The sequence below is a fragment of the Paenibacillus woosongensis genome, assembly GCF_030122845.1.
GTDB classification, from domain to species: Bacteria; Bacillota; Bacilli; order Paenibacillales; family Paenibacillaceae; genus Fontibacillus; species Fontibacillus woosongensis_A.
Genome location: NZ_CP126084.1, coordinates 1,131,170 through 1,153,859 on the forward strand (window position 1 = coordinate 1,131,170; position 22,690 = coordinate 1,153,859).

The 22,690-nt window shown below is 49.0% G+C and carries 15 protein-coding genes and 1 pseudogene; 12 read left to right on the plus strand and 4 right to left on the minus strand.

Annotated features, from left to right (window positions below; genetic code table 11):
- Positions 1-15: 15 nt before the first annotated feature.
- The 3 genes from QNH46_RS04985 to QNH46_RS04995 all read right to left on the minus strand — a co-directional run bounded on the left by QNH46_RS04985 (position 16) and on the right by QNH46_RS04995 (position 4,982).
- The gene (locus QNH46_RS04985; protein ID WP_283927154.1) at positions 16-1,602 is read right to left on the minus strand and encodes a restriction endonuclease subunit S; all 1,587 of its coding nucleotides are present in this window, start codon (positions 1,600-1,602) and stop codon (positions 16-18) included.
- 1,686 nt (positions 1,603-3,288) lie between these two features.
- Positions 3,289-4,314, minus strand: a complete 1,026-nt coding sequence (locus QNH46_RS04990) for a sensor histidine kinase (protein ID WP_283927155.1) — start codon at positions 4,312-4,314, stop codon at positions 3,289-3,291.
- A complete protein-coding gene (locus QNH46_RS04995) occupies positions 4,311-4,982 on the minus strand; it encodes a response regulator transcription factor (RefSeq protein WP_283928353.1) in 672 nt (223 codons plus the stop codon). Before QNH46_RS04995 ends, QNH46_RS04990 begins: the two co-directional genes overlap by 4 nt.
- Before the next feature lie 186 nt (positions 4,983-5,168).
- On the opposite strand from QNH46_RS04995, the gene QNH46_RS05000 reads away from it, so the two are divergent.
- The 5 genes and pseudogenes from QNH46_RS05000 (at position 5,169) to QNH46_RS05015 (ending at position 11,807) form a co-directional block, all read left to right on the plus strand.
- Entirely contained in the window at positions 5,169-5,936 is a 768-nt protein-coding gene (locus tag QNH46_RS05000) for an ABC transporter ATP-binding protein (RefSeq protein WP_283927156.1), read from the plus strand.
- Positions 5,923-9,117 (plus strand): FtsX-like permease family protein, encoded by a 3,195-nt coding sequence (locus tag QNH46_RS05005; RefSeq protein WP_283927157.1) that lies wholly within the window; start codon positions 5,923-5,925, stop codon positions 9,115-9,117. Before QNH46_RS05000 ends, QNH46_RS05005 begins: the two co-directional genes overlap by 14 nt.
- Before the next feature lie 314 nt (positions 9,118-9,431).
- A pseudogene (locus tag QNH46_RS24535) lies at positions 9,432-9,720 on the plus strand (transposase); the annotation flags it as partial.
- A gap of 534 nt (positions 9,721-10,254) precedes the next feature.
- Entirely contained in the window at positions 10,255-11,193 is a 939-nt protein-coding gene (locus QNH46_RS05010) for a VanZ family protein (protein WP_095397594.1), read from the plus strand.
- Positions 11,194-11,312: 119 nt separating this feature from the next.
- Positions 11,313-11,807 carry a hypothetical protein gene (locus QNH46_RS05015; protein WP_155609854.1) on the plus strand — a complete coding sequence of 165 codons (495 nt, stop codon included), beginning with the start codon at positions 11,313-11,315 and terminating at the stop codon, positions 11,805-11,807.
- 132 nt (positions 11,808-11,939) lie between these two features.
- Here the strand turns inward: QNH46_RS05015 and QNH46_RS05020 are convergent, their stop codons facing one another.
- The gene (locus tag QNH46_RS05020) at positions 11,940-12,305 is read right to left on the minus strand and encodes a helix-turn-helix domain-containing protein (RefSeq protein ID WP_283927158.1); all 366 of its coding nucleotides are present in this window, start codon (positions 12,303-12,305) and stop codon (positions 11,940-11,942) included.
- A 77-nt stretch (positions 12,306-12,382) separates the two neighbouring features.
- Between QNH46_RS05020 and QNH46_RS05025 the strand changes: the two genes are divergently transcribed.
- The 7 genes from QNH46_RS05025 (at position 12,383) to bchH (ending at position 22,636) form a co-directional block, all read left to right on the plus strand.
- Positions 12,383-12,835 (plus strand): site-specific integrase, encoded by a 453-nt coding sequence (locus QNH46_RS05025; RefSeq protein ID WP_074048690.1) that lies wholly within the window; start codon positions 12,383-12,385, stop codon positions 12,833-12,835.
- Between the two features lie 187 nt (positions 12,836-13,022).
- Complete coding sequence (locus tag QNH46_RS05030; RefSeq protein WP_283927159.1) at positions 13,023-14,072, plus strand: ABC transporter substrate-binding protein; 1,050 nt, start codon at positions 13,023-13,025, stop codon at positions 14,070-14,072.
- Complete coding sequence (locus tag QNH46_RS05035) at positions 14,011-15,063, plus strand: FecCD family ABC transporter permease (RefSeq protein ID WP_283927160.1); 1,053 nt, start codon at positions 14,011-14,013, stop codon at positions 15,061-15,063. Before QNH46_RS05030 ends, QNH46_RS05035 begins: the two co-directional genes overlap by 62 nt.
- Positions 15,060-15,887 carry an ABC transporter ATP-binding protein gene (locus QNH46_RS05040; RefSeq protein WP_283927161.1) on the plus strand — a complete coding sequence of 276 codons (828 nt, stop codon included), beginning with the start codon at positions 15,060-15,062 and terminating at the stop codon, positions 15,885-15,887. The genes QNH46_RS05035 and QNH46_RS05040 overlap by 4 nt, the downstream gene beginning before the upstream one ends.
- A gap of 85 nt (positions 15,888-15,972) precedes the next feature.
- Positions 15,973-16,911: a magnesium chelatase ATPase subunit I gene (locus tag QNH46_RS05045; RefSeq protein WP_095397591.1), complete on the plus strand. Its 939-nt coding sequence runs from the start codon at positions 15,973-15,975 to the stop codon at positions 16,909-16,911.
- Positions 16,901-18,898, plus strand: a complete 1,998-nt coding sequence (locus tag QNH46_RS05050) for a VWA domain-containing protein (protein WP_283927162.1) — start codon at positions 16,901-16,903, stop codon at positions 18,896-18,898. The genes QNH46_RS05045 and QNH46_RS05050 overlap by 11 nt, the downstream gene beginning before the upstream one ends.
- A gap of 39 nt (positions 18,899-18,937) precedes the next feature.
- Positions 18,938-22,636, plus strand: a complete 3,699-nt coding sequence (gene bchH, locus QNH46_RS05055; RefSeq protein ID WP_007130963.1) for a magnesium chelatase subunit H — start codon at positions 18,938-18,940, stop codon at positions 22,634-22,636.
- Positions 22,637-22,690 lie beyond the last annotated feature (54 nt).

Sequence of the window (22,690 nt, forward strand, 5' to 3'; positions counted from 1 at the left end):
ATCCTAAATTCCTCCTCAGTAGAGTTGCTCGTATAACTGGCTCTTCACTTGTTCCCAGCGGTTCGCCGCTTCTCGAATGACTTCTTTATAACGTTCCTTCTCACGAATATATTGCTCTATTAATTCTAACTGTGTGTCTTCAGGTATCAGCGGCAATTCCAATTCCGCCACATCCGCCGGGTTCAGATTCATTACAGTCGTCCCCCGCTGGAAGCTTTGAATAAGAGCCGTCCCGACCGGGCTTTCCAGAAACATTTTGGCAAAATGGCTCTTGATTACCGACTTGAATCGAATCACGATCATATTCGAGGAGGCGATGACTACCCCTTGGGTCTCCGGAAACACAGCCAGCTTGTTCACGGTGCCGCGGCACGTCATAACCAAGTCGCCTGGGAGAATCTCGTAACGCTTCACTTTCCGCTCTTCCTCGTCAATCGTTTCAAGCTGATCCAATAACACTTCGCCGTCATCCAGATTGGATATATTCAGCACCTTAATGTTCCCGGGCTTTAGATCCTGTTTAAGAATCGATTTTCCCCGAAAAATTTCTGCCACATCGCGCAGCTTCACTTTCGGGGTTGCCGCCTGTTGGAAGGAACGAAGTGTATCCTGATCTTCATCCAATAGTAGTTCAATTCGCCAATGATCCAGCTCTCGGAACCGGTCGGGATGGATGGCAATCTCCCGTTCCCCCACAAGCTTTGACTTCTCCATATGGAGCCTCCCGAGGATCACTTCTTCCACAGGCGCTTTGCAGAAGTCAACCTGATAGGTCTTGATGGAAGTGTAGGGACGAAACAAGCCGTCCGGAAGCGAATGGATCGTTTGCACCGGCGCCTGATCATTCATTTGCTTCCGCCAGCTGGCGATCGCGCCGGATTGAAACAGCATCCGTGCAGGAAAGGTCACGCTCAATCTCCCGCCGTCTTGCAAGAGTGGAAGGAGATAGCTGGCCGCTGCGCCTTCGGATTCCCGAACCGCAACCTCGTCATCGTTCATTTTCATACCGAAATTCGGCATCGCCAGGATCGCGTCGAGTTGATGTTCTGCAGGCAACGGCTGATAGATGGACCCTTGAACGATGCGGATATTGGAATAGGGCTCGAAATACGTTTTGAATAATCTGCCTATGATGTAGTTTTCCGTTAACAATGTGATTGTCCATGGTCGATGGTAACATTTCGTTTCGATGAGTCCTTTGATATACTTCTCAGCTTCTGCAAACAGAATGTTCTTGTAGCCATGTCGCTCACACTGATCGACAAACCGCTCGACGATTCCTGGATGGACGACAATGCTCCCTGTAACACGATCTTGTTGGATGGTGAGCAAGGCGTATTCCAACAAGTCCATATCCTTGCCTGCATGGTATAATTTATAAAATAAATCCCGATCGCCGGGAAAATGGCCTAATTCTTTGTCTAAGGCGCGTTCCTTCATCCACTGAAACAGCTTCTCAGGTTCTGTCATTAGCTCCGTTTCGGCCAACTGTTGCTGTTCCAGAAGTTGTTGCGTCCGCTTCACTCTAATGGCCTCGCGAAGCAACTGATCACGGGTTGATATATCGTGAAGCAGACAGATATTCCAAAACGACTCAATCAATTCATCACCTTCTTTCGCTGCCAAAAGCCAACTAAATTATACCATCAATGAATTGAGTATTACAATACCAAAAATAAATTCAAACATGTATAGCCGGATGTTTTCAGACTGTCGAAAAATCGGTAGAATGTGAATCCGGCTTTCTATATAACGCATTTTGATGTGGGTGGACTCAACTTTTATAAGAAAAATCGATTTAAACCGATCTGATCACCTTGTTTTTACTTTTGATTTCCTCGTGCCTATTCGAAAAGGACTTTCTCGACAGTCTGATATTTTCCCGTTATCCGATACGCCCAACCCCTAATTGAATCGCGTTGATAATGCTCAACCATATCGATAGTGAAGCCGTTTCATTGGTTTAAAATGTTCTGATCCCAGTGGCCGCCTTTTTGAACAAGCCCCTCAAGAAGCAACTTAATGTCACGCTTAACCGTCATTAGTGAAGTCTGCTGGGTTGGGTGGAGGAGCAATGTCGAAATGGACCAATCATCCGGCCGGGCAATTTCGATAACAAACTTAGTCGTGATACCATGATTCGCCTGTACGATCGCACAGGATCGCCTGGAGCCGTTTGGACATACAGGCTCCCGGAGGTGACGATCACGTCATTGCCGGTATGGGAATGCCGCACATCCTCTCGACGAGCAGTAACTCACGGAAAATTGGAGAATCGCATAAACGTAGGAGGGGCTCCAATACATCTTGACTTGCGGCTCGAATGAATTCGAAACACTGGAAAGCAATAAATCATCTCGTCAAACTGTTGAAGCCCAAGCTCCGGATTTTATATGGAAGTCAATCAAGCTCTTGGGCAATTTAAATCCATTGCTCATCAGATCTTGATTCATTCTGCTATTGTTATTCTATGTACAATACTTTCAAATGGCTTGATTTGATCAAATCCCGTTGGTGTAGATTTGTCCCATGCGCAAATGGGGGACTGTTCCCCAAGGGTAGGATATAACTTTCAAGTCCCCGGTTACCTCCGAAATGCGACTCGAATTCTCCAATTCCCTTTGTAGTCCGCGAAAGGGGATCCGAACCAAAATAACTCAACTTCCAGATTCTCGGGAAACGGCTAGATACGCAGTGTCAATGCAGCCATAATGGAGTCACCTCAGCAGATGCAATTCGGTTTATTACTGCCCCTTGTCAAATACAACGATTGATTTCATCCGATACCTCTTGGGCATATCCTGGTCGCAGTCAGGCTTTTTTCACAAGTTTCCACCGTTTTTGGGCATTCGCCGGCCATTTTCCCAGCAGCCCAGCGAACAGTTACTAGGTGAACAAGAAATAGAAATCATTGACCATGTTGCTACAGATGGTATCGCCCTCTTAATGGGTCATTCATAGACTGGACGATGACGAGTAGGAGATATGGCTGAAATATCATATGAGAACATGTAGAGAGCGGAGTATCTTGGGGATGAGCAATCATGGATTAGTCATTGTTAGGAAGAAAGAATTAAATAGTCCGTCAGGAATACAGGGTACCAAGAAAAAATGAAGGAGATGTTATAGGAAAGATAGATTGTCATACTGGTCAAGAAATAACTCCTTGGCAACCCCTGTCTCACAAGGTAATTGATACACCCCTAACAGCAATCGCCAAGGCAGGTAATCCCCATCCCTGGTGATACTTAACCGAGCTGAAGGCGTGACGGCAGTTGAAAGTATAAATCACATTTCATATAAATGGTTCGAGTTAGGGAAGTGAAGCGTAAGTGTCGTATAGCTTCCCTCTTCCGATTGGACGGACAATCGGTGTCCGAGTTTGACGGCCATGCGGTTAGCGAGATATAACCCCAATCCTGTCGATTTTGCAAGTTGCCTTCCGTTAGTGCCCGTAAACCCCTTCTCGAAAATACGACCAATATCTTCAGCTTTAATACCAATACCCGTATCCCTTATGGAAAGCCTCTTCTCTTCGTTATCTGCCTCGAAAGAGCAAACGATGCTTCCGCTGTCACCGACATATTTCAAGGCATTCGACATGATCTGATCTACGATATATCCGAGCCACTTAGCATCGGTATGCACCCATTCCTCTTTTTCCCACATTGTAAAATGAACTCGCTTGGCTACAAACATTTTTGCGTACTTTCTCACACTGTTTCGCACGATTCGGTTTAGAGAGACTTCCGCGATCAAGTAATCCTTGGAAAAGGAATCAATTCTTGCGTAAAACAGGGCTTGCTCGACATAATGGTCGATTTTGAACAATTCATCTTCGAATACATGGATCAGCTCCTCTACCGACTTACCTGACGCATTTCTAAACAGCAGGGTACATGCCGTAATCGGCAGCTTGACCTCATGAATCCAGGAAACAATAAAATCATGAAAATCTTTTTTCTCGTCTTGAAGCTTTCCGATGGCCTCAAGCTTATTGCTGTAGAGCTTCTTGATCAGTGCCGTATACTGACGCTGTTCATATGTTAGAGGTTCGGGCAAAGCTACGGTTAGTTCGTCCCATCTGTTGTTTACCAGGTCATGTAATATCCTGTTGCGGGTTCTCCAGCGCAAATAGCCTCCGACCACGTATACCGCGGCCAACAACACGCATCCGGATAGAGTATACATTATGTCTCCAACACGATACGTTCCCTCGGTGCTTACGAACATCATCAAAGCAACGAAGGATAGCATCCCAGCAAAGAAAATCAGAAAATGCCGTTTATCGTCCAAATAATGTAGAAAGCTCATTTGATTATATAACCTTCTCCCTTGATCGTCGTAATGAACCCATAACGTCCAATCTCATCCAATTTCTTTCGGATTCGGGTCAAGTTCACGGTCAGCGTATTGTCGTCGACGAAACTTTCGTCCTCCCATAGGCAGCGCATGATTTTGTCCCGGCTTACGATATGGCCCTTATTCTGCAACAATAGCCGTACGATGACGAATTCGTTCTTTGTCAGTTCAATCGATCGATCGCCGGAAGTAAGCTTCCGATCACCTAGGTTCAGCAGGACGCCTTCGTGCTCGATTATGTTGACTGGCGTTTCGGCATAAGAGTAAGTTCTACGCAACAATGCTTTAATCTTAGCGATAAGTACTTCGTCGTAGAACGGCTTCTGGATATAATCGTCACCGCCCATATTCATCGCCATAACCATATCCATCGGCGAATCCCGTGAGGAGAGAAAAATAATCGGCACGTTAGACAATTCCCGAATTCGGCTGCACCAATAATATCCATCGAATATGGGTAAATTAATATCCATTAACACGAGGTGCGGTTCGGTCTGAAGGAACAAGTCTTGAATCCTGTTGAACTCGTCACACAATACGGATTCGTATCCCCACTTCCCGACGGTCTCGCCGATTAACCCCCGAATAGTCGGGTCGTCTTCTACGATCATTATCTTCATCTTCATTCCATACGCCTCCATATCCTTAATCCTATTATATCTTAATTCGGCTAACACTACTGCAACTAGTACCGTGACAAAAATGTAAGCTCGCCAGTAGAAAAACGTAAGTTCAGCGTAAGGATAACTAGTCACCGGCATGGTACGATGGAAATTGAAAAAGGGAAAGCAGGGAGGAAAGATACAGTGGAAACGGTTATTGAAATAAAAGCGTTAACGAAAAGTTATGGGAATAAAGGGAACGTCGTGCCGGTGCTTCACGGGATCGATATGTGCATAGGCGAAGGAGAATTTGTCGGCATTATGGGGCCATCGGGCTCCGGGAAGACAACACTGCTTCATATGGCCGCCACCATCGATGAACCGACCTCCGGCAGCATCGTGATCGACGGGGAAAACGTTCTTCAAATGAACGAGGCGCAGTTATCGGCTTTTCGGCGATCCAAGCTAGGATTCATTTTTCAAGACTATAATTTGCTGGATACGTTGACGGTCAAGGAAAACATTCTGCTCCCCCTCGCGTTGTCCGGTATATCGGTCGACGAATTGGAGAACAGAGTGTCTGCCATTACGGAACGATTTAACATCAAGCATATTCTAGAAAAATACCCTTACCAAATCTCCGGAGGTCAGAAACAGCGAACTGCTGCCTGCCGCGCCATTGTGACGCGTCCGCGACTGATTCTGGCCGACGAACCGACGGGAGCGCTGGATTCTAGAGCTGCAGCCAGCCTGCTAGAGGCGCTAGATGAACTGAACGAACAAGAGCATGCGACCATTCTGATGGTGACTCATGATGCATTAGCGGCAAGCTACTGCAGTCGAGTTCTCTTTCTAAAAGACGGTGTCATTTTTGCCGAGATCGTCAAAGGAACGACACCGAGACAAGCATTCTTTAAAAAGATTCTGGATGTATTGACGGTGCTTGGAGGGCGTACGGATGACGTTATTTGAGTTGGCCAAGAAAAATATAAAAGGTAATCTTCGCAACTATTTCATATATTTATTTTCCATGTTCGCAAGCGTCGCCATATTTTATGTTTTTGCTTCACTACAATATAGTACGCAGGTAGTCGAGGCTGTCGAATCTTCAGATAGCATGCAATCTGTGTTCATGGTTGGATCAATCATCCTAGTATTGTTTGTATCCGTCTTTATGATGTACTCTGGCCAATTTTTTACCCACAAACGAAAAAAAGAAGCCGGGCTATATGCTTTATTAGGTTTTCCAAAAAAAACAATCGGCCGGATGCTGTTCTATGAAAATATGATAATTGGAGCCGGCGTCCTGGTTCTCGGCATTGTGGCCGGTACGCTATTGTCGAAGCTGTTTGCCATGATTTTAATGCGCTTATTGGGAGTAGCTGTCGATGTCGGAATCACGTTCTCCCTTCCTGCGGTGCTTACCACTGTGGTTATATTTCTTATACTAATTACAATAACTTCTATACAAGCTTATCGATTGGTCTATCGATTCAAGCTTATCGAATTGTTCCGCGCAGAGCAGGAAGGGGAGCAGGAACCGAGGGCGTCGATCGTTCCCGCTGCCGCCGCGGTCGCGTTGCTCATCGTCGGCTACGGATTTGGACTTCGGAATTTTGAAAATAATGAACAGATCTTTACGAACCTGGGCGTCATGACCGTCGGCATCATCGCAGGAACTTTCTTGCTTTTTTCATCGCTCGTTATTTACCTGCTGAAATACGCCAAGAGGCGGAAGTCCCATTATTACAAGGGCATGAACCTAATCATGATTTCCAACCTGGTGTACCGAATGAAAGGGAATGCACGTACGCTAAGCGTCATTTCCATCTTGTCCGCTATCGCATTATGCGCCTTCAGTTTCGGTTTCAGCACTTACTACGCTTACGAGCACACGGCACGTGTAACGGCACCTTTCAGTTACATGCATATAGCGCAGGATGACGAAGTCGATCAAAAGATCGAGGAGATCATACGTGGCGACAATGCACATCCCGTGAAAGCCAAGATGTCGATTCCGGTCATCCATCTGAGCGGCGAAGCGTCAAGTGACGAAATCTTGTCTGATCGTGAGCGCAAGGCAGCCGAGCATCCGGTGAAAGTGATATCGGCCAGCGAATATAATCGCGTAGCGGAGGCACTGAGTCTTGACCGGTTAACGCTGAACGAATCAGATCAAGTGATCGCGATTCGCCCCATGTATACCGATTACGAATGGGCGGATTATGCAGGAGAAACCATCACCCTGGATTTGCCTAATGGGAACGTTAATTTAGCATTTGCAGGCATGACGATTGAACGTGTTCTCAATTGGCATTATCCGGATATTATGGTCGTCGTTGCGGACGATACATTTCGCATGCTGGAAGCGCAAGTTCCTACCGAGCAATATGTTGGTTACATCGTTCAGGACCAGAAGAATACGAAGGCGACCGCTGATGCGCTTGCAGCTATACAGACATCAGAAATGAAGCTATCGACCTATTATTCCGTGTATCGCCTCGGCATCGAGAATGCAGCTTTCAATGTTTTCATTCTAGGGTTTTTGGGTGTGATGTTCCTTCTCGCAACGGGCAGTATCCTATACTTTAAACAGTTGACGGAGGCGACGAACGATCGTTCTCGCTATGAGATATTGAAAAAAATCGGCGTGAGCCACAAGGAAATCGCCGCTACGATCCTGAAACAGAACGCACTGATCTTCTTGTTGCCGCTGTTGGTCGGCCTCGGTCATTATTTGATTATCTTTAACTGGCTGCGGAAGCTCTTCGGAGGAATGGGTGGTATAAATCTCCTGCTTCCAATATTGGTTTGCGTTGGATTGTTTATGGTGATCTATATGACATATTACATGATCACAGTAAATTCTATCATAAAGTTTATCAACGGGGAGTCTGCTCGTAAGGTTAGGTTCGCCATGTTCGCCTCAGCAGCCGTAATGGTTGCGGCCGTTAGCCTGTTCATCTTGGCGGAACCGCCAGTACAATACGACGAACCGCATACCGGTGAACGGATTCACATCACGTTACCTGAGCCGACTGGCGAGATGCCAGTGGGCGTGACGGAGCTCCACTTGACAGATATCGACCGAGCCGATCCTTGGGTAAAGGATCGAAAGCGGGAGCTTATGATCAGTATCTGGTACCCGGCCACCCGGGAGGTTGGCCAGAAAGCCAAATATATACCGCCAAACGCAGCTGCATTTTACGACGAAACCGTCATGCCGACAATCGGAGTAGAGCCCGGCCGAATCGATCTATCCAACATCGGCGTTCATGCTTCGCTGAACGCACCCGCAGAGCACGGAGAGAAGGGCTGGCCTGTCATCATATATTCTCCGGGCGGATCTGTTCCGAGAAGTCTAGGTACGATTAACGTTCAGGAATTGGCCAGTAATGGCTATGTCGTTGTGACCATTGACCACACATATGAGACAACGGTCGTCGAGTTTCCCGAAGGGAGAATAGAGACCGAGCAATTGCCTGATTTCGGGGCGGATACGGTACTGAAAATGATGAGCGTCAGGGTTGATGATGTCCGGTTTGTACTGGATCGACTGGAGGCGCTCAAGGAAGGGAACAATCCGGATCATGCGAAACGTGAGCTGCCTGAAGGGTTGGACCTTGCACTGGACTTATCTAGAATCGGCATTTTTGGTCATTCTGCTGGCGGCGCAACGGCTGCCCAAGCGATGTATGAAGATGAGCGAATCGGCGCCGGTATCGATATGGATGGCTCGATGGGCTATTTACCCAACCACCTGCTTCCGGTTGCTCAGCATGGACTTGACCGCCCGTTTTTACTAATGAATGCTGGTTTTACCGACGAGGGAGAGGTGGATTCCCATCTCACGGCGGAGGATAGGGCATCGTTCTGGAACGAGTCGAGCGGGTGGAAACTAGATGTAGCGATACCGAACGGGGCGCATTATACGTTCACCGATCAACAATATCTGCTGCCGCAAATAAGCAGTAAGCTGAGCCTTTCTCCTCAAGTCGTCCAGGGGAGTGTTGGAATCGTCGAGCCGGAACAGGCGCTTGCGGCACAACGCGATTACATTACCGCGTTTTTCGACATGCATCTGAAAGGGGTGTCGCAGCCCCTGTTAGAGTCATCAAAATCTCCTTATGCGAATGTGGAGGTGTTGGAATAACGGTCATAACTGAACCATCTAGAGGAAAAGTTGTAAAATCAAGCACTACGGGTTACTACTCTAATTTTAAGGGGCTGTCTCAAAGTCATAAATGACTAGGGACAGATCCCTCTTTTATAATCTTGCAGTTGTCGGGAGGGGGAACGAGTTCTGGTCGCTCTTGAACGTCGTGTTCTTGGAAAAGGTTAGAAGAGTACAACACGACGTTCAAAGGGCGGACGTAAACTCCTTCACCCATACCCACTCCCTCGCCCTTTTGTAACCTGAATGAGCCGCCTGCAGTCATTAAGCCCATGCGCGCTTCACTTCTGCGCGAGAGCATACAAAAAAATGAAAGCGTGTATGAAGTACAAATGCGTTACTACCGATGTGCAGACTTGAAGGTTGCCCACTTAAGGAGCGTTGCAGCAAAGCGCAAGGGAATCGCGAGATTAAAGTGAGAAATGACTTATCTTGGCTAAAAGGCAAAAGCACGTGAAGAACTTCAGAGCGAGGAAGGTCGTGAACTTTCCGTCCGGCGCATGATCGAGGTGGAAAGTGTAATTCGGTGAAATGAAGAACAACCGGGGATTCCGGCGTTTCTTGCTTCAAAATTTGCGGAAGTAAGCCAAGAGGTCGGATCAGACTTACCAAGAATACTAGAAGTTAATGGCCGCCCTGCTGGATGAAGCAAAAGCGAATAACACAATAAATCTGGAACATGATTTGCGAAGACCGACCGATCACATTCATGACTCGCCAAATACTTCAGAAACTAATCGCTGGGTGAAGATATTGCCTTGAATTCTACATGCCTTGCGATGCTTAGCTCTTGTGTGTAATGCGGACGTCTATAAGTCGGATCACCGGTTCAAACCCTGCATCAAGTAAGCATGAGCGGCGTGTATCATGCAGGGGAGCGGAAGTTTCCATTGTTCCGACCGATTGTTCCAATGATTTTGTTGTGATAAACGTATGAGACATATCATGTTCTCCTCTGCGTGGAGTGGTTGGTCAGAGAGTCAAGGGTGTCTCTTTTTACATTTCATAGAACTGAATTTGGGCAAGTAAAGTTAATCAAGCTAAGGGGTGGGGGTTTCATGAAACAGGCAAGTAGGTTATAGTGACAAGTGGAAAAATAGAGTGGAGGAGTTAAGCATGGTCAAACAACGCAAAATTTTACTAACCGCAACTATTGTCTATACCATTATTGTACTTTATTTTATGTTCTTCGCTTTCGGCAGAGGAGAGGCTTCGGAGCAAATTTCCAGCTACACCTTTATTTTCATGCCGGAGAACTTTATTAGTTTGCCGTCTCCAGCTGATCTCCTGCATCCCAACCTAATGAGTATGGTGGCTTTCGGGAACACTATTGCGTTTATTCCTTTCGGTATATTGATTCCATGGCTATACCGGGTCAGCTTTGTCCGGTTCATCATCTTATTCTTCATCGCGATTCTTGTGCTGGAAACGATCCAGGCCCTTACATTCCTGGGCAGCTTCGATATCAACGACGCTCTTCAGAATTCGATTGGAGCAGCCCTCGGTTTTGGGGCGTACAAGCTTGGTTTCCGTTACCGGAGCCTCGGGCGCAATCTGGTGGCAACGGCTATATCGGGTATGGTTCTTTTTATAGCTTTATGGGGATTAGGGGCGGCGGTAGACAAAATAACAACTAAAGTAGAGGGTCCGTTTGTGGCGATCACTGAATGGACGGACAACTCGGGCAATTCATCCACCGGAGACAAACCGGACAGTATTCAAATCAACGGACAGAAGATACCGCTCCGCTATAACCTATATGGCGCTGAAGGCGGAGATTCCAGAACGTTCACGTACAAGTCTGAGGGACAGACGATTTTCTCCTTCGATTACGGATGCCCCGAACCAACGGATTATTCCGGTAGTATCAGTGTTACTCGGGATGACAGGGAGATCATGAGCAATTCTGGAGAACTTCAGCGTACTCATCCTGATCTGTTCCCTTCGCTATTCAAGATTCCGCTTGAGCCGGGGGATGAGCTGAAGATCACGATTAAGGGCGACATGAAAGCATGGGATGTCGGGTATACGCGGATGCAGTATTTCTGGAACTAAGTGCTTAAAGGGATTTCGCCGCCATTTTATCATGAATAACACCTAGCGCTTGGGTTTTCAAGCGCTTTTTTTACTTTTGAGATCGGGATTTTCAGAAACCTGGTTATAACCTAGGCTGGTTGGTTGTCCAATTGGGTATTTTAAAGGAGCTGAAGGTCTGGAGAACGATCGGCTCCTCCGCTTACCGAGTATATCGCTATGAAGGGAAGCTCAATCTCTTGGAAAATGCCGCCCTGCTCCTATGTTGGAAAGAGGGAGATGGCTTTGAATCTAAGCTGATGAAGGCCTTTCTGAGCACGGATATTTCACTGAGCAATGAAGAGATTCTATGCTATTACAGCAAACGTTGGGACATTGAAACGTATTTTCGAACTGCGAAAGTACAACCGGCCATGGATCGTTACCAGGTTCGATCTACTCAGGCGATTGATCGTTACTTGACCCTGCTCATGTTTTCTACGTTATATTACCAGTATGACAGCCAAGGAAGTTTAAACGATGGGTTACATCACTACCGTATCCAGAAAAAGCACGACATGATTGAATATATTTACAACCAAGCCAAAAGTGAGGCAACATTAGACCAAATTAAAACATGGCTAAGCGTTGCATAGGGATACTGTCAGCTCTTAAAACTTACAAATTATTGAAGCGATTATTGGCAGGTACAGTTAAAGAAAATACAAGAGCGAAATCCCGTGTAAAAAAGAAAACGCTCTTTTTGTGTTAATGGCGATAAAAAATGGCTATTCAGACCTCGCTGCGGCATCTATTGATTTGAAAATCTCCGTTGTTATCTTATGGATCATCTTTACATCTTCGCTCTTCTTCCCTAATAGAAATTGATAGTGGACCTCAAGGACAGTTCTGGTCCCAAATTCCTGAGAATCTGGATCGATTTCTCGAAAATCTAAAAGATTTCCTGGCTTTATGTTAAGAGCGTCCATGATTTTTTCCAATGAATCAATGGATAGATTTCTTTTTCCAAGTTCAACTTCGGTTAAATATGAGGTTTGTTGCCCTGTTATTTGGCTTAATTGAAGTAAGGTCAGATTTTTTTTATTACGTATGCTACGAATTTTTTCACCGATCAGTTTTTTTAAATCAGACATCGATTTACAACCTCCCTGCTTATCCTAAGGGTAAGTGTTTCAATCGAAAAAATACATAACATTATAAGTTAAATATATTGACTCAATTGGGACTGCGTATTAGTGAGTTGATCACTATTTATAGCGCCTCAATCAAGCAAGTAGGCGGCGATACGATGCTAATTTATTCAACTGGAAAGTTGAGTCCCGAACCAGTAGAGGTTTCAAAGCCAGCGAATCAACTAGTAGTATACGCATTGGATAAAATCAAAGAATATGCAGTGCCGTTACAAAAGGAATCAGGGCTTCCATATTTGTTCCTGTCAAGAAATAGAAGCAAAAAAGGCTACCCGGTTGGATTGGCTTCGCATTCAAATTGGAATAAGAATCATTTGCGACCATGGATTAAACAGCATAATATCCGAGATAAGAACAACGAATTAATTGATTTTACTAGCCATACATTCCGTCATGTATTTGCAAGCTACGCATTAAAGGGTGGGGCATCGATAGAGGTGGCGTTACAGCATATTTGCCATCCTCCCACCTAAACCTTGTGGAACCTTTGTAACCGTCAAGTCCTTTTGATTTTCAAAAAAATTAATAGTAAACATTACGAAGTAGTTGACATATAAAAGTAGGCGCTGTTACAATATGCATGAGTTAATCGTAATGATTACGAATAATATTATTTTGAGTGAAGTGTTGTATGAATCAAAAGACAGGAGGTTCAAAGTGATGCATGCATACAAGCGGCAAAATTTACTTCGCCAATGGAGCGGAGGACTGCTAGCAGGAGTTATGTTCGTATCCGGTTGTGCAGCGCCGTCCAATCCTGCGAGCGACAATAATCGTGATGCATTGGAGTTATCGCCGTCAGCGGAGTCTAGACCTGTATCTGTTCATGATGCGGAGGAAAGGGAGTCGTTTCTCACGTTCGAAGACGACACTGGAAGGGAGATTCGGCTGCCTGAGCAACCACAGCGCATCATCGTCCTATCGCCGCAGCTATTGGATTTGCTTTATTCGGTTGACGGTCACGCCATTGCCCACGCCACATCACCGGGTGGAACGGTGCCGGATAAAGCGGAGCGAATCGAAGAAGTCGGGGGAATGACGACCGTCAATACGGAGAAGCTACTTGCTTTAAAGCCTGATCTCGTGATCGGCTCTGTGGTGTTTCACCGTGAGTTAACGGCGATTTTGGATGCGAGTAACGTGCCGTTCGCCCTGTTCAATCTGAGTACATATGCGGACTTGAAGCAAAAAGCGGTGTTGTTCGGTCAGCTCTCCGGGACGGAAAACAAAGCAAGGGAAGCACTTGCCGATTTGGATCAGGAAATTCGTGAATGGACTGCCCAGGTACCGGCCAGTGATGCACCAACTTACATCATGCTGAACGTGAGCCCAAACAGTCTTTCTGTGCAGCGGCAAGATACCGTCGGAATCGAGGTCGCAACTATGCTGCATATGCACAATTTGGCGGAAACATGGGAAGCAGCAAGCAACAGTCCGTCGACTGCACCATTTAGTCTGGAAAAAATCGTCGAGCTAAACCCGGATTATGTGTTTATCCTGATCCACGGGGCGCGAGAAGATGGGGAGAAGAAAATTCAATCCGATCTGGCCAGCCAACCTGCATGGACATCGCTGCGTGCGGTGAAGGAAAACCGTATGATCATCTTGCCGTCTGATCGGTTTCTCTCAAACCCGGGATTTCGATTAAGTGAATCGGTCGAATATTTGGCTAAGCTTGTTTATCCGGATACATATGAGAATGGTCATTAATGCTTTCCGTATTCCGATGTCCAAAGGCGTTCTTGTCATTGTCGCTTTGACGGCTGCGGCAATCCTCGCTACTGGATTCAGCATCGGTACCGGAGCAGTCCGCATTTCGTTGTCAGAGATTTGGTTATATGTCTTTCACGGTTATGACGGTCCAATGAAGGAAATTGTGTGGAACATTCGGCTGCCTCGCACGTTAGTGGGCATGCTCGTTGGCGCTAATCTGGCACTGTCCGGTGCGCTCTTGCAAGGCGTGATGCGGAACTCGCTGGCAGATCCGCACATCATCGGCGTGTCATCTGGAGCAGGATTATTCGGCATCATCGTTCTCATTTTATTTCCACATCTATGGTCGATGCTGACACCTATCGCTTTTCTTGGCGCTTCCGGAGCTGCCGCCATCATTTATTTGCTCGCCTGGAAGGACGGTGTACAGCCGGTGCGCCTCATACTTGCAGGCGTGGCCGTGTCCGCCTTTCTCGGCTCTGGCATCTCCGCATTGTTAATTTTCTTCAGCGATCGGGTGAACGGTGCCCTCGTGTTTATGGTTGGCGGCTTGTCCGCCAAAAGCTGGCCAGAGCTTGAAATCATTCTCCCTTATTCGCTCATTGGCATGAGCCTGGCGTTCATTGGCAGCTCGCATTTGAATATACTTGCCCTTGGCGATTCCAATGCACGCGGCCTCGGCTTGGCGGTGGAAGCAGCTCGCTTCTTCCTGACGGCGCTCGCTACCTTGCTTGCCGCAAGCGCGGTCAGCGTCGTCGGCCTGCTCGGCTTCGTCGGTCTGATCGTTCCGCATTCAGCCCGCTTGCTGATCGGCAGTGATTATCGGTTCTTACTTCCTGCATCCGTGCTGCTTGGAGCGGCCGTTGTGACATTTTGCGATACACTCGCCCGCTTGATGTTTGCTCCTTTGGAACTGCCGGTCGGCATTATGATGGGAGCTTTGGGGGCGCCGTTCTTTCTATATTTGCTAAGGAGGGAAGCGAGATGACGTTGTTACGCTTGGAAGACGTGTCTGTGAGGCTTCACAACCGTACGGTGCTGGATTCGCTGAATTGGCAGGTGGAGGCCGGAAAAATTTACAGCATTATCGGTCCGAATGGCAGCGGCAAAAGCACCTTGCTCAAAACTTGCGCCGGTCAATTAAAGCCTGCGCAAGGAAAGGTGCTCTTACAAGGCAGACTGCTCGACAGCTATCCCCGTCGGCAGTTGGCACGGCATATGGCAATGCTTCAGCAAAGTCAAGCATCTCTGCCGGACGTGTCCGTGCGTTCGCTGGTCAGTTACGGACGTTTTCCTCATCAGCCTGTATGGGGCGCAAAGCGCAAGGAAGACGAGGAGATTGTCGAATGGGCCATGGCTCAGACCGGAACGCTTCCCTTCGCGGAGCGAAAGCTGTCTAACTTATCCGGCGGAGAACGGCAACGCGTATGGATTGCCATGACCTTGGCACAGCAATCGGGGCTAATCTTATTAGATGAACCGACGACCTATCTCGATGTCAATCACCAGTGGGAGGTTATGGAGCTAGTCCACGATCTGAATCGCAAATATGGCATTACGATCGTCATGGTCCTGCATGACCTCAACCATGCTGCAGCTTGCTCCGATGAATTGTTGGTGATGCGAGCTGGCGAAATGTATGCCAGCGGACCGCCGGAGCAAGTCATCACCGATCGCATGCTGCGCGATGTGTTCGGTGTGAGAGGGAGCGTAGGAAGGGATGATCGAAGCGGTCGCATGCATTGCCATATCGAAGGGCTGCTTGAGGCGCTGGATTTCTCAGCTCAACCCGCAATCGCGGCAGTCAAATAACGAATGTCTTGATTTCGTGTATATGTGCAGATTTTGCCTTGCTCAGTTCACTTAATAGAAAACATTTACAAAGGAGAGGATCAACATGGAGGGGAAAGCAGACGTATATCCATTCGCGGCAATCGTCGGACAGGACTTGATGCGCAAAGGGCTGCTGCTTAATCTTGTCAATCGGAAGCTCGGCGGCATCTTGATCCGCGGGGAGAAAGGCACAGCCAAATCGACGGCCGTACGCGCAATCGCGGACTTAATGCCGGAGCTGAGCGTCGTGAATTTGCCCGTACATGCTACGGAGGATCGCGTCGTCGGCACATTGGATATCGAGCATGCGATTCGAGAAGGAGAGAAAAAGTTCGAGCCGGGACTGTTAGCGAAGGCGCATGGACATATTTTGTACGTGGATGAAATCAATCTACTCGATGATGCGATCGTCGATGCGCTGCTCGACGCAGCAGCCATGGGGGTGAACACCGTTGAGCGAGAAGGCGTCTCCTACTCGCATCCGAGCCGCTTTATCTTGATCGGTACGATGAACCCGGAGGAAGGGGAGCTGCGGCCGCAGCTGCTGGATCGCTTCGCGCTTTCAGTAGAGGTGAATGGGGAACGAGATGTGGAGAGCCGAATGGAGGTCATTCGCCGGCGCCTAGCATTCGAAGCAGATCCAGACGAATTCCGAAGACGTTATGAGCCGCAACAACTAGAGCTTCGGGAACGGATAGAACGAGCGCGTCAGCTGCTCGAGCAGATCAAACCGTCCGAGGAGTTACTGAAATGGACCGCCGCAGTCGGCATTCGGCTGAAGGTAGACGGACATCGTGCGGATATCATGTTAATGAAAACCGCCATGGCGATGGCTGCATTCCAGGGAAGAACGCAGATCGTGGCAGACGATATGGTAGAAGCGGCGATGATGGTGATGCCGCATCGCATGCGCAAGCGGCCGTTCGAAGAGGGAGCATATGACCACGAGACGATACGCGAGCTGCTCGGCGACCTTCTGTCCGAGGTCACCCATGCAAGTTAAGCCTCACTTGTATCCGTTCTGTGCTGTAGTCGGTCAAGAACGTGCGCAAAAGGCGCTGCTGCTTCATGCTGTAAATCCGGGATTAAAGGGGGTGCTGCTGGCAGGCCCACCAGGAACGGCGAAGTCCACGCTCATCCATGGTGTTACAGAGCTTCTGCCGGAACTTAACGTCATTAACATTCCTTTGAACGTGGATGAGGAACGGCTTTGGGGCGACTGGGATATGGCAGCTGCTGTCCGCAGCGGCAAACGAACGTTTGTACCCGGCTTGCTTGCAGCTGCGGATGGGCACATCGTCACGGTAGACAATGCACATATCATGCCCGAAAGGTTAATGAAAGCGGTCCTGACTGCTGGCGACAATGTGGCGGGCGAGCCCGCGCATGGGCATGTCCGCAAGAGCTCTGAGCGAAGAAGTGGCCTTGACAGTGCAGCATTCCGCCTGTTCGCAGCTATGAGTCCGGACGATAGGAAGCCGCTGCCGGCGATGTTTGATCGCTGCGGGCTATATGTGCGACTGGAAACCTCGGCGGACCTTGCGGAGCGAACGGAAATCGCAAGCCGCTTGCTCGCCTTCAAACAAGATCCTGAGTCGTTTCGCCTAGCTTATGAATCGGAAACGAAGGAATTGAGAGCACGTATCGCAGCGGCTAGGACTCGGCTGCCTGCTGTACATATTGATGGAGAGCTGCTACGTTTGGCTGCCGAAATCGCTGAGGAAGCTGGCTGTCTGGGACACCGCGCGGACATCCTGCTGATCGAAGCGGTCCGTACGATCACAGCTTGGGAGGGTCTTAGCGAGACGACACAGGAACATCTGCAAGAAGCGGCGGGCTTTGTGCTGCCGCACCGGATGCGTGCAGCATCTCAACCGGAAGTGTCGCGAGGGAAGTCGCCTGGAGACTTGCCGGATCAAGAGCAAACGAAGCATGATTCGAATGGCGATCATCCATCACCAGGATCGCATCGCGATAAGGAAAGCCAAAGAGAAAGCCAAGCGGAAGGAGAGAATAATGCGACAAACGGCGAGCAAGTTGACCGGTCACAATTCGCTTCGCCTGCACAACTTGGGGGCGACCACAACGGCGAAGCCGATAGTAGACAATCTCTTTCCTCAGAGGCGCGGGCTGTAGTGGAAGCCGTTGGACGGGAAATCGCTGTGCAGCCATTCGTCTTTACCTCGCCGCATCCAATGAAACAAGCGCAAACTGGGAAACGAAATCAAGCGTCAGTAGGAACGGTAAACGGTCGATATGTGCGGGCTGCGATGCCACGCGGCCCTCTAAGAGACATTGCGTTTGATGCCACGCTTCGTATGGCGGCTCCCTTTCAGCGGATACGTAAGCAACAATCAAGTTCATATAACACGAACTTAAAGCTATGGATTGAGCCGAGTGATGTGCGTGTGAAGGTTAGGGAAAACAAGACAGGAACTGCTTTGCTATTCGTCGTCGATGCCAGCGGTTCGATGAATGCAAATAAGAGAATGAAGGCTGTCAAAGGTGCGGTATTGTCTTTACTTCGTGATGCGTACCGGCAGCGTGACCATGTGGGCTTGATTGCCTTTCGCGATCAACAAGCTGAATTGCTGCTCGGGTTGACACGCAGTGTAGAGCTCGCGGAACGCAAATTGAGGACGCTGCCAGCTGGCGGGAAAACTCCGCTAGGTATTGGACTGGAAAAGGGACTTATGGCGATCCGCCCTTTGTTAAATAGAAGAAGTGGACTCATCCCCGCGATGATCGTCATGACCGATGGAAAGGCGAACGTCAGCGCAGAAGCGGCAGGTGATCCATGGCAGGAAAGCCTGCAAGCTGCACAACGCATCGCAGCGGCTGGCATACGCACACTTGTGATCGATACGGAGGATGGTGTAGTACGATTCGGCTATGCCCGCAAGCTGGCGGAAGCGATGCAAGCGCGGTATTACCGGTTAGAACAATTGGAGGCTGGGAGTATCGAACGAGCTGTACGGACGTTGATCTAAAAATAATGATTTATGGATTACGGAAAGGAGGATGGCGCGTTGAAGCTATCCATACTCACAAACGGGGAAACGACGTTGTCGCATTTGTCTGAAGCATATCAATTGCTTGATCAAAATCAGAAAAATCAGCTGCATCTGACCATCATCGATTTAGGGAATCGGAAGATCGACGAGCTTGAGGACGTGGAAGCCACGCTTGTTGGAGCTGACCTTGTCATCTTCGATGCACATGGCGTCCGCCAGGACGTTGTCGAATGGTTGAGTAGCCTGCTAAGCAAAGGGACGGCTCATATCGTTCCGCTTGGCGGCAACTCCGCTGAGATCGCTTCGCTGCTCAGGCTAGGCAGTCTGACCTTTGCAAATTTGCCTAGACAAGAAGGGCATACACATGCGGCAACGTCCTTGCCGCTAGAAGGAATGGATGAGGGTAAGGCGGATTATGAACACTACGTTCGATTTACCGAATATTGGCGGGGCGGAGGTACTGACAATTTGCTCGGTCTGCTTTGTCTGGCAGGCCGTGAATACGGCGGCTGCCATCTGTTGCCGGAGCCTAAGGAGCCGGTATATGTTCGGGAGTTAACGATTATGGAGCCGAGCAGTCGCACGGTTTACTCGTCTGCAGCCAGCTACCGGCAAAGCAATCGCTACGACGAAGGTCGGCCGAATGTCGCGATTTTATATCTTGGGAATAGCAATCCGCTCGATACCGCAGAATGTATTGCGCAGCTTAAGGAACAATTGGAGGCTTTCGTGAACGTCATGCCGATCGCGTTTCCTTCAGTGATGAACATTCCGCTCGACCGTCTGCGCGAGTTGCTACTTGGCGACGGTCACCAAGTCGACCTTATCGTGAACCTGCTGCCTTTCCGACTTGGGATTGGTCCCGGCGGAGGAAATCAGGACGGGGCTGTGCAGATGCTGGAACAGCTCGATGTGCCGATGCTGCATCCGCTATTGTTGAACAGTAGAACGGAACAAGAATGGAGACAGTCTGCGAGTGGACTTGAGCCTTCGTTGCTACTCGTTCAGGTCATGCTTCCGGAGCTTGACGGGAGCGTGGAGATGTTTCCGATAGCGGCACTGCAGGAAGAAGGAGAAGACGCCGAGCTAAACGTTCCGCTAAAGCGACTTGCACTTATCCCTGAACGGACAAAACGCTTGACAGATCGCATCCGCCGCTGGCTTGCCCTGCGGAGCAAGCCCAATGCAGAGAAGAAGCTGGCGCTCATTGGCTACAATTATCCGCCAGGCGAAGGAACGGTGTTCGGCGGTTCCTTCTTGGATACATTCGAATCGATAGCACGTTTATTGAGCTGGCTGAAGCAGCAAGGATATCATACCGAGGAACTGTCAGCGGCGGAGCTGCGTGCCAGATTTATAGAGGGCGGTCTAGTCAATTCCGCAAAATGGTCTGATCCTCAAGCTTCGAGTCAGTTGATCCGTTATGCGGATCCCCATTTCACACAGAAGCTATCCGGTCGTTCATGGGGAGAAGAAGCGATAAGCCGCTGGGGTCAGCCGCCTGGTGACATCATGACGGACAACGGCTCCTTTCTCATACCCGGTCTAATGATCGGCCAAGTGTTTATCGGCCTGCAACCTTCACGCGGTATCCATGAGGATCCAGAGAAGTCACTGCACGATCGTTCGTTACTACCTACGCATCAATATACTGCGTTTTATCAATGGATTCGTGAACAGTTTCAAGCGGATGCCATCGTCCATATCGGGACACACGGCACCTTAGAGTTTCAGCGGGGGAAAGAGGCCGCTCTGTCTGGGGACTGTGTACCGGATGACTTACTCGGGGATTTGCCAAATTTGTACTACTATTACGTAGGGAATCCGTCCGAAGCGATGATCGCCAAGCGGCGCAGCCATGCCGTATTGATCGGCTATCAGGCGCCGGCTTTTACTGAAGCTGAGCTGTATGGCGAATGGCGTGAGCTTGAAGCCTTGCTGCACGAATATCGTGAAGCGAAGCAGCTCGCGCCGGAACGATGTGAGGCGATTCTACAAGAGCTGCAGGCGGTAGCGAAGTCGCTTGACTTCTCCGCGGAGACCGTAGAACACATGGAGGAGGAGCTCTATCGCATGCAGCGTTCGCTCATCCCTAGTGGACTGCATGTGCTTGGCGACAGCTATTCTCCTGAAGTCGCTTTGAACCATATGCAATTCGTGCTTCGCCACGAGCGGGGAAATATTCGCTCAATTCGCGGACTGCTCGCTGAACGTCAAGGCGTTCGGGCGGATGCGCTAACTTCGGGCAAGCATGTGAGCTTGCTGCGCCAGCTCGATGAGGAAGCGAATGCGTTAGTGACCGCTTATGTGTCAAACAAGGCAATCCCGGACATGTATAAGAGTGAACATCCAGATTGGCTTAAGCAGTTGGAAGCTTCGCTCGAGTACGGTTACGAAGCTTACCTAAGATCATTGCAAAATGAGGAAGCAGAAGGGCTGATGCGGGCGTTGGAAGGCCGGTACGTTCCAGCTAAGCTCGCTGGTGACGTGCTGCGAACACCTGAAATATTGCCGACCGGACGCAATCTGTACCAATTCGATCCCCGCTTAGTGCCCAGCCGTACAGCTGCTGAACGGGGGGCGATTGTCGCCGAAAACTCCATACAGCAATATCGCGAGCAGCACGGGGACTACCCGCACACGACGGCGGTCATCCTCTGGGGGATTGAGACGTCGCGCACACAAGGGGAAACCATCGGGCAAATCCTGCATTATATGGGGGTTCGCATTGGCGGGGGAGTCGGAACGTTCCGTACAGAATATGAAGTGATCCCGCTTGCGGAATTAGGCCGACCGCGCTTGAACGTCATGGTGCATATTACTGGGGTTTTTCGCGATTTGTTTCCGAATTTGCTGGAAGAATTACATGACCTATTCCGCAAGGTTTCGGAGCTGGATGAACCTGATGAGCTCAATTGGTTCAAGGCTCATACACGAAGCATGGAGGAGGAGCTGCTTGCTGCTGGATATGAGGCAAGTCAAGCGCATGACTTAGCTTGCGCCCGCATCTTCGGCCCGGCAGAAGGAGAGTATGGCACGACGGTGACGCGGATGATCGAGACGAAGCTATGGAACGAGGAGTCTGAGCTCGGAGCGGCATACACGGACAGCCAGCAGCATGTATACAGCGCACTAGCGCGAGGACAGGCGGAGCCGGAATTGTACCGGTCACATATGCTGGAGGTGGATATTGTGTCGCAAATTCGCAGCAGTCATGAATGGGAAGTAACGGATTCTGACCACTATTATGAGTATTTTGGCGGCTTGGCAAAGTCTGTGGAAGTAATGAAAGGTCGTAAAGCAGACATTCATATTACGGATACGACAGGGGAGCAAATCAAGACAGAATCTGCCGAACATGCGATTGCACGCGGAGTACGGACTCGCTTAACAAACCCGAAATGGATCAACGATCTCTTGAAGCATCCTTATCATGGCGCAAAGGAAATGGCCAGCCGATTCGAGTATGTACTGGGACTTGCAGCCACGACTGGAAAAGTAGAACCTTGGGTATTCGATCGTCTGCATGACGTCTATATGGCTGATGAAGCACTTAGCCGGAAGCTGCAGGACAACAACCGTTGGGCTTACCATGCGATGATCGAAACATTGCTGGAAAGCGAGCAGCGAGGATACTGGACACCGGATGAACAAGTTTTGCATCAGCTGCGGCAGAAATACCTAGAGCTTGAAGGAGAGTTGGAAGGGGAATGAGAACAGCTTGAGGCATAAGCTGAAATCCATTTAAATTAAGAAATGAGGTGTTTA

Excerpts from the sequence above, each read along its gene's own strand:
- QNH46_RS04990 (WP_283927155.1), bottom strand. The coding sequence starts at position 4,314 with ATGAGCTTTCTACATTATTTGGACGATAAACGGCATTTTCTGATTTTC.
- QNH46_RS04995 (WP_283928353.1), bottom strand. The coding sequence starts at position 4,982 with ATGAAGATAATGATCGTAGAAGACGACCCGACTATTCGGGGGTTAATC.
- QNH46_RS05005 (WP_283927157.1), top strand. The coding sequence starts at position 5,923 with ATGACGTTATTTGAGTTGGCCAAGAAAAATATAAAAGGTAATCTTCGC.
- QNH46_RS05010 (WP_095397594.1), top strand. The coding sequence starts at position 10,255 with ATGGTCAAACAACGCAAAATTTTACTAACCGCAACTATTGTCTATACC.
- QNH46_RS05020 (WP_283927158.1), bottom strand. The coding sequence starts at position 12,305 with ATGTCTGATTTAAAAAAACTGATCGGTGAAAAAATTCGTAGCATACGT.
- QNH46_RS05030 (WP_283927159.1), top strand. The coding sequence starts at position 13,023 with ATGCATGCATACAAGCGGCAAAATTTACTTCGCCAATGGAGCGGAGGA.
- QNH46_RS05040 (WP_283927161.1), top strand. The coding sequence starts at position 15,060 with ATGACGTTGTTACGCTTGGAAGACGTGTCTGTGAGGCTTCACAACCGT.
- QNH46_RS05045 (WP_095397591.1), top strand. The coding sequence starts at position 15,973 with ATGGAGGGGAAAGCAGACGTATATCCATTCGCGGCAATCGTCGGACAG.
- QNH46_RS05050 (WP_283927162.1), top strand. The coding sequence starts at position 16,901 with ATGCAAGTTAAGCCTCACTTGTATCCGTTCTGTGCTGTAGTCGGTCAA.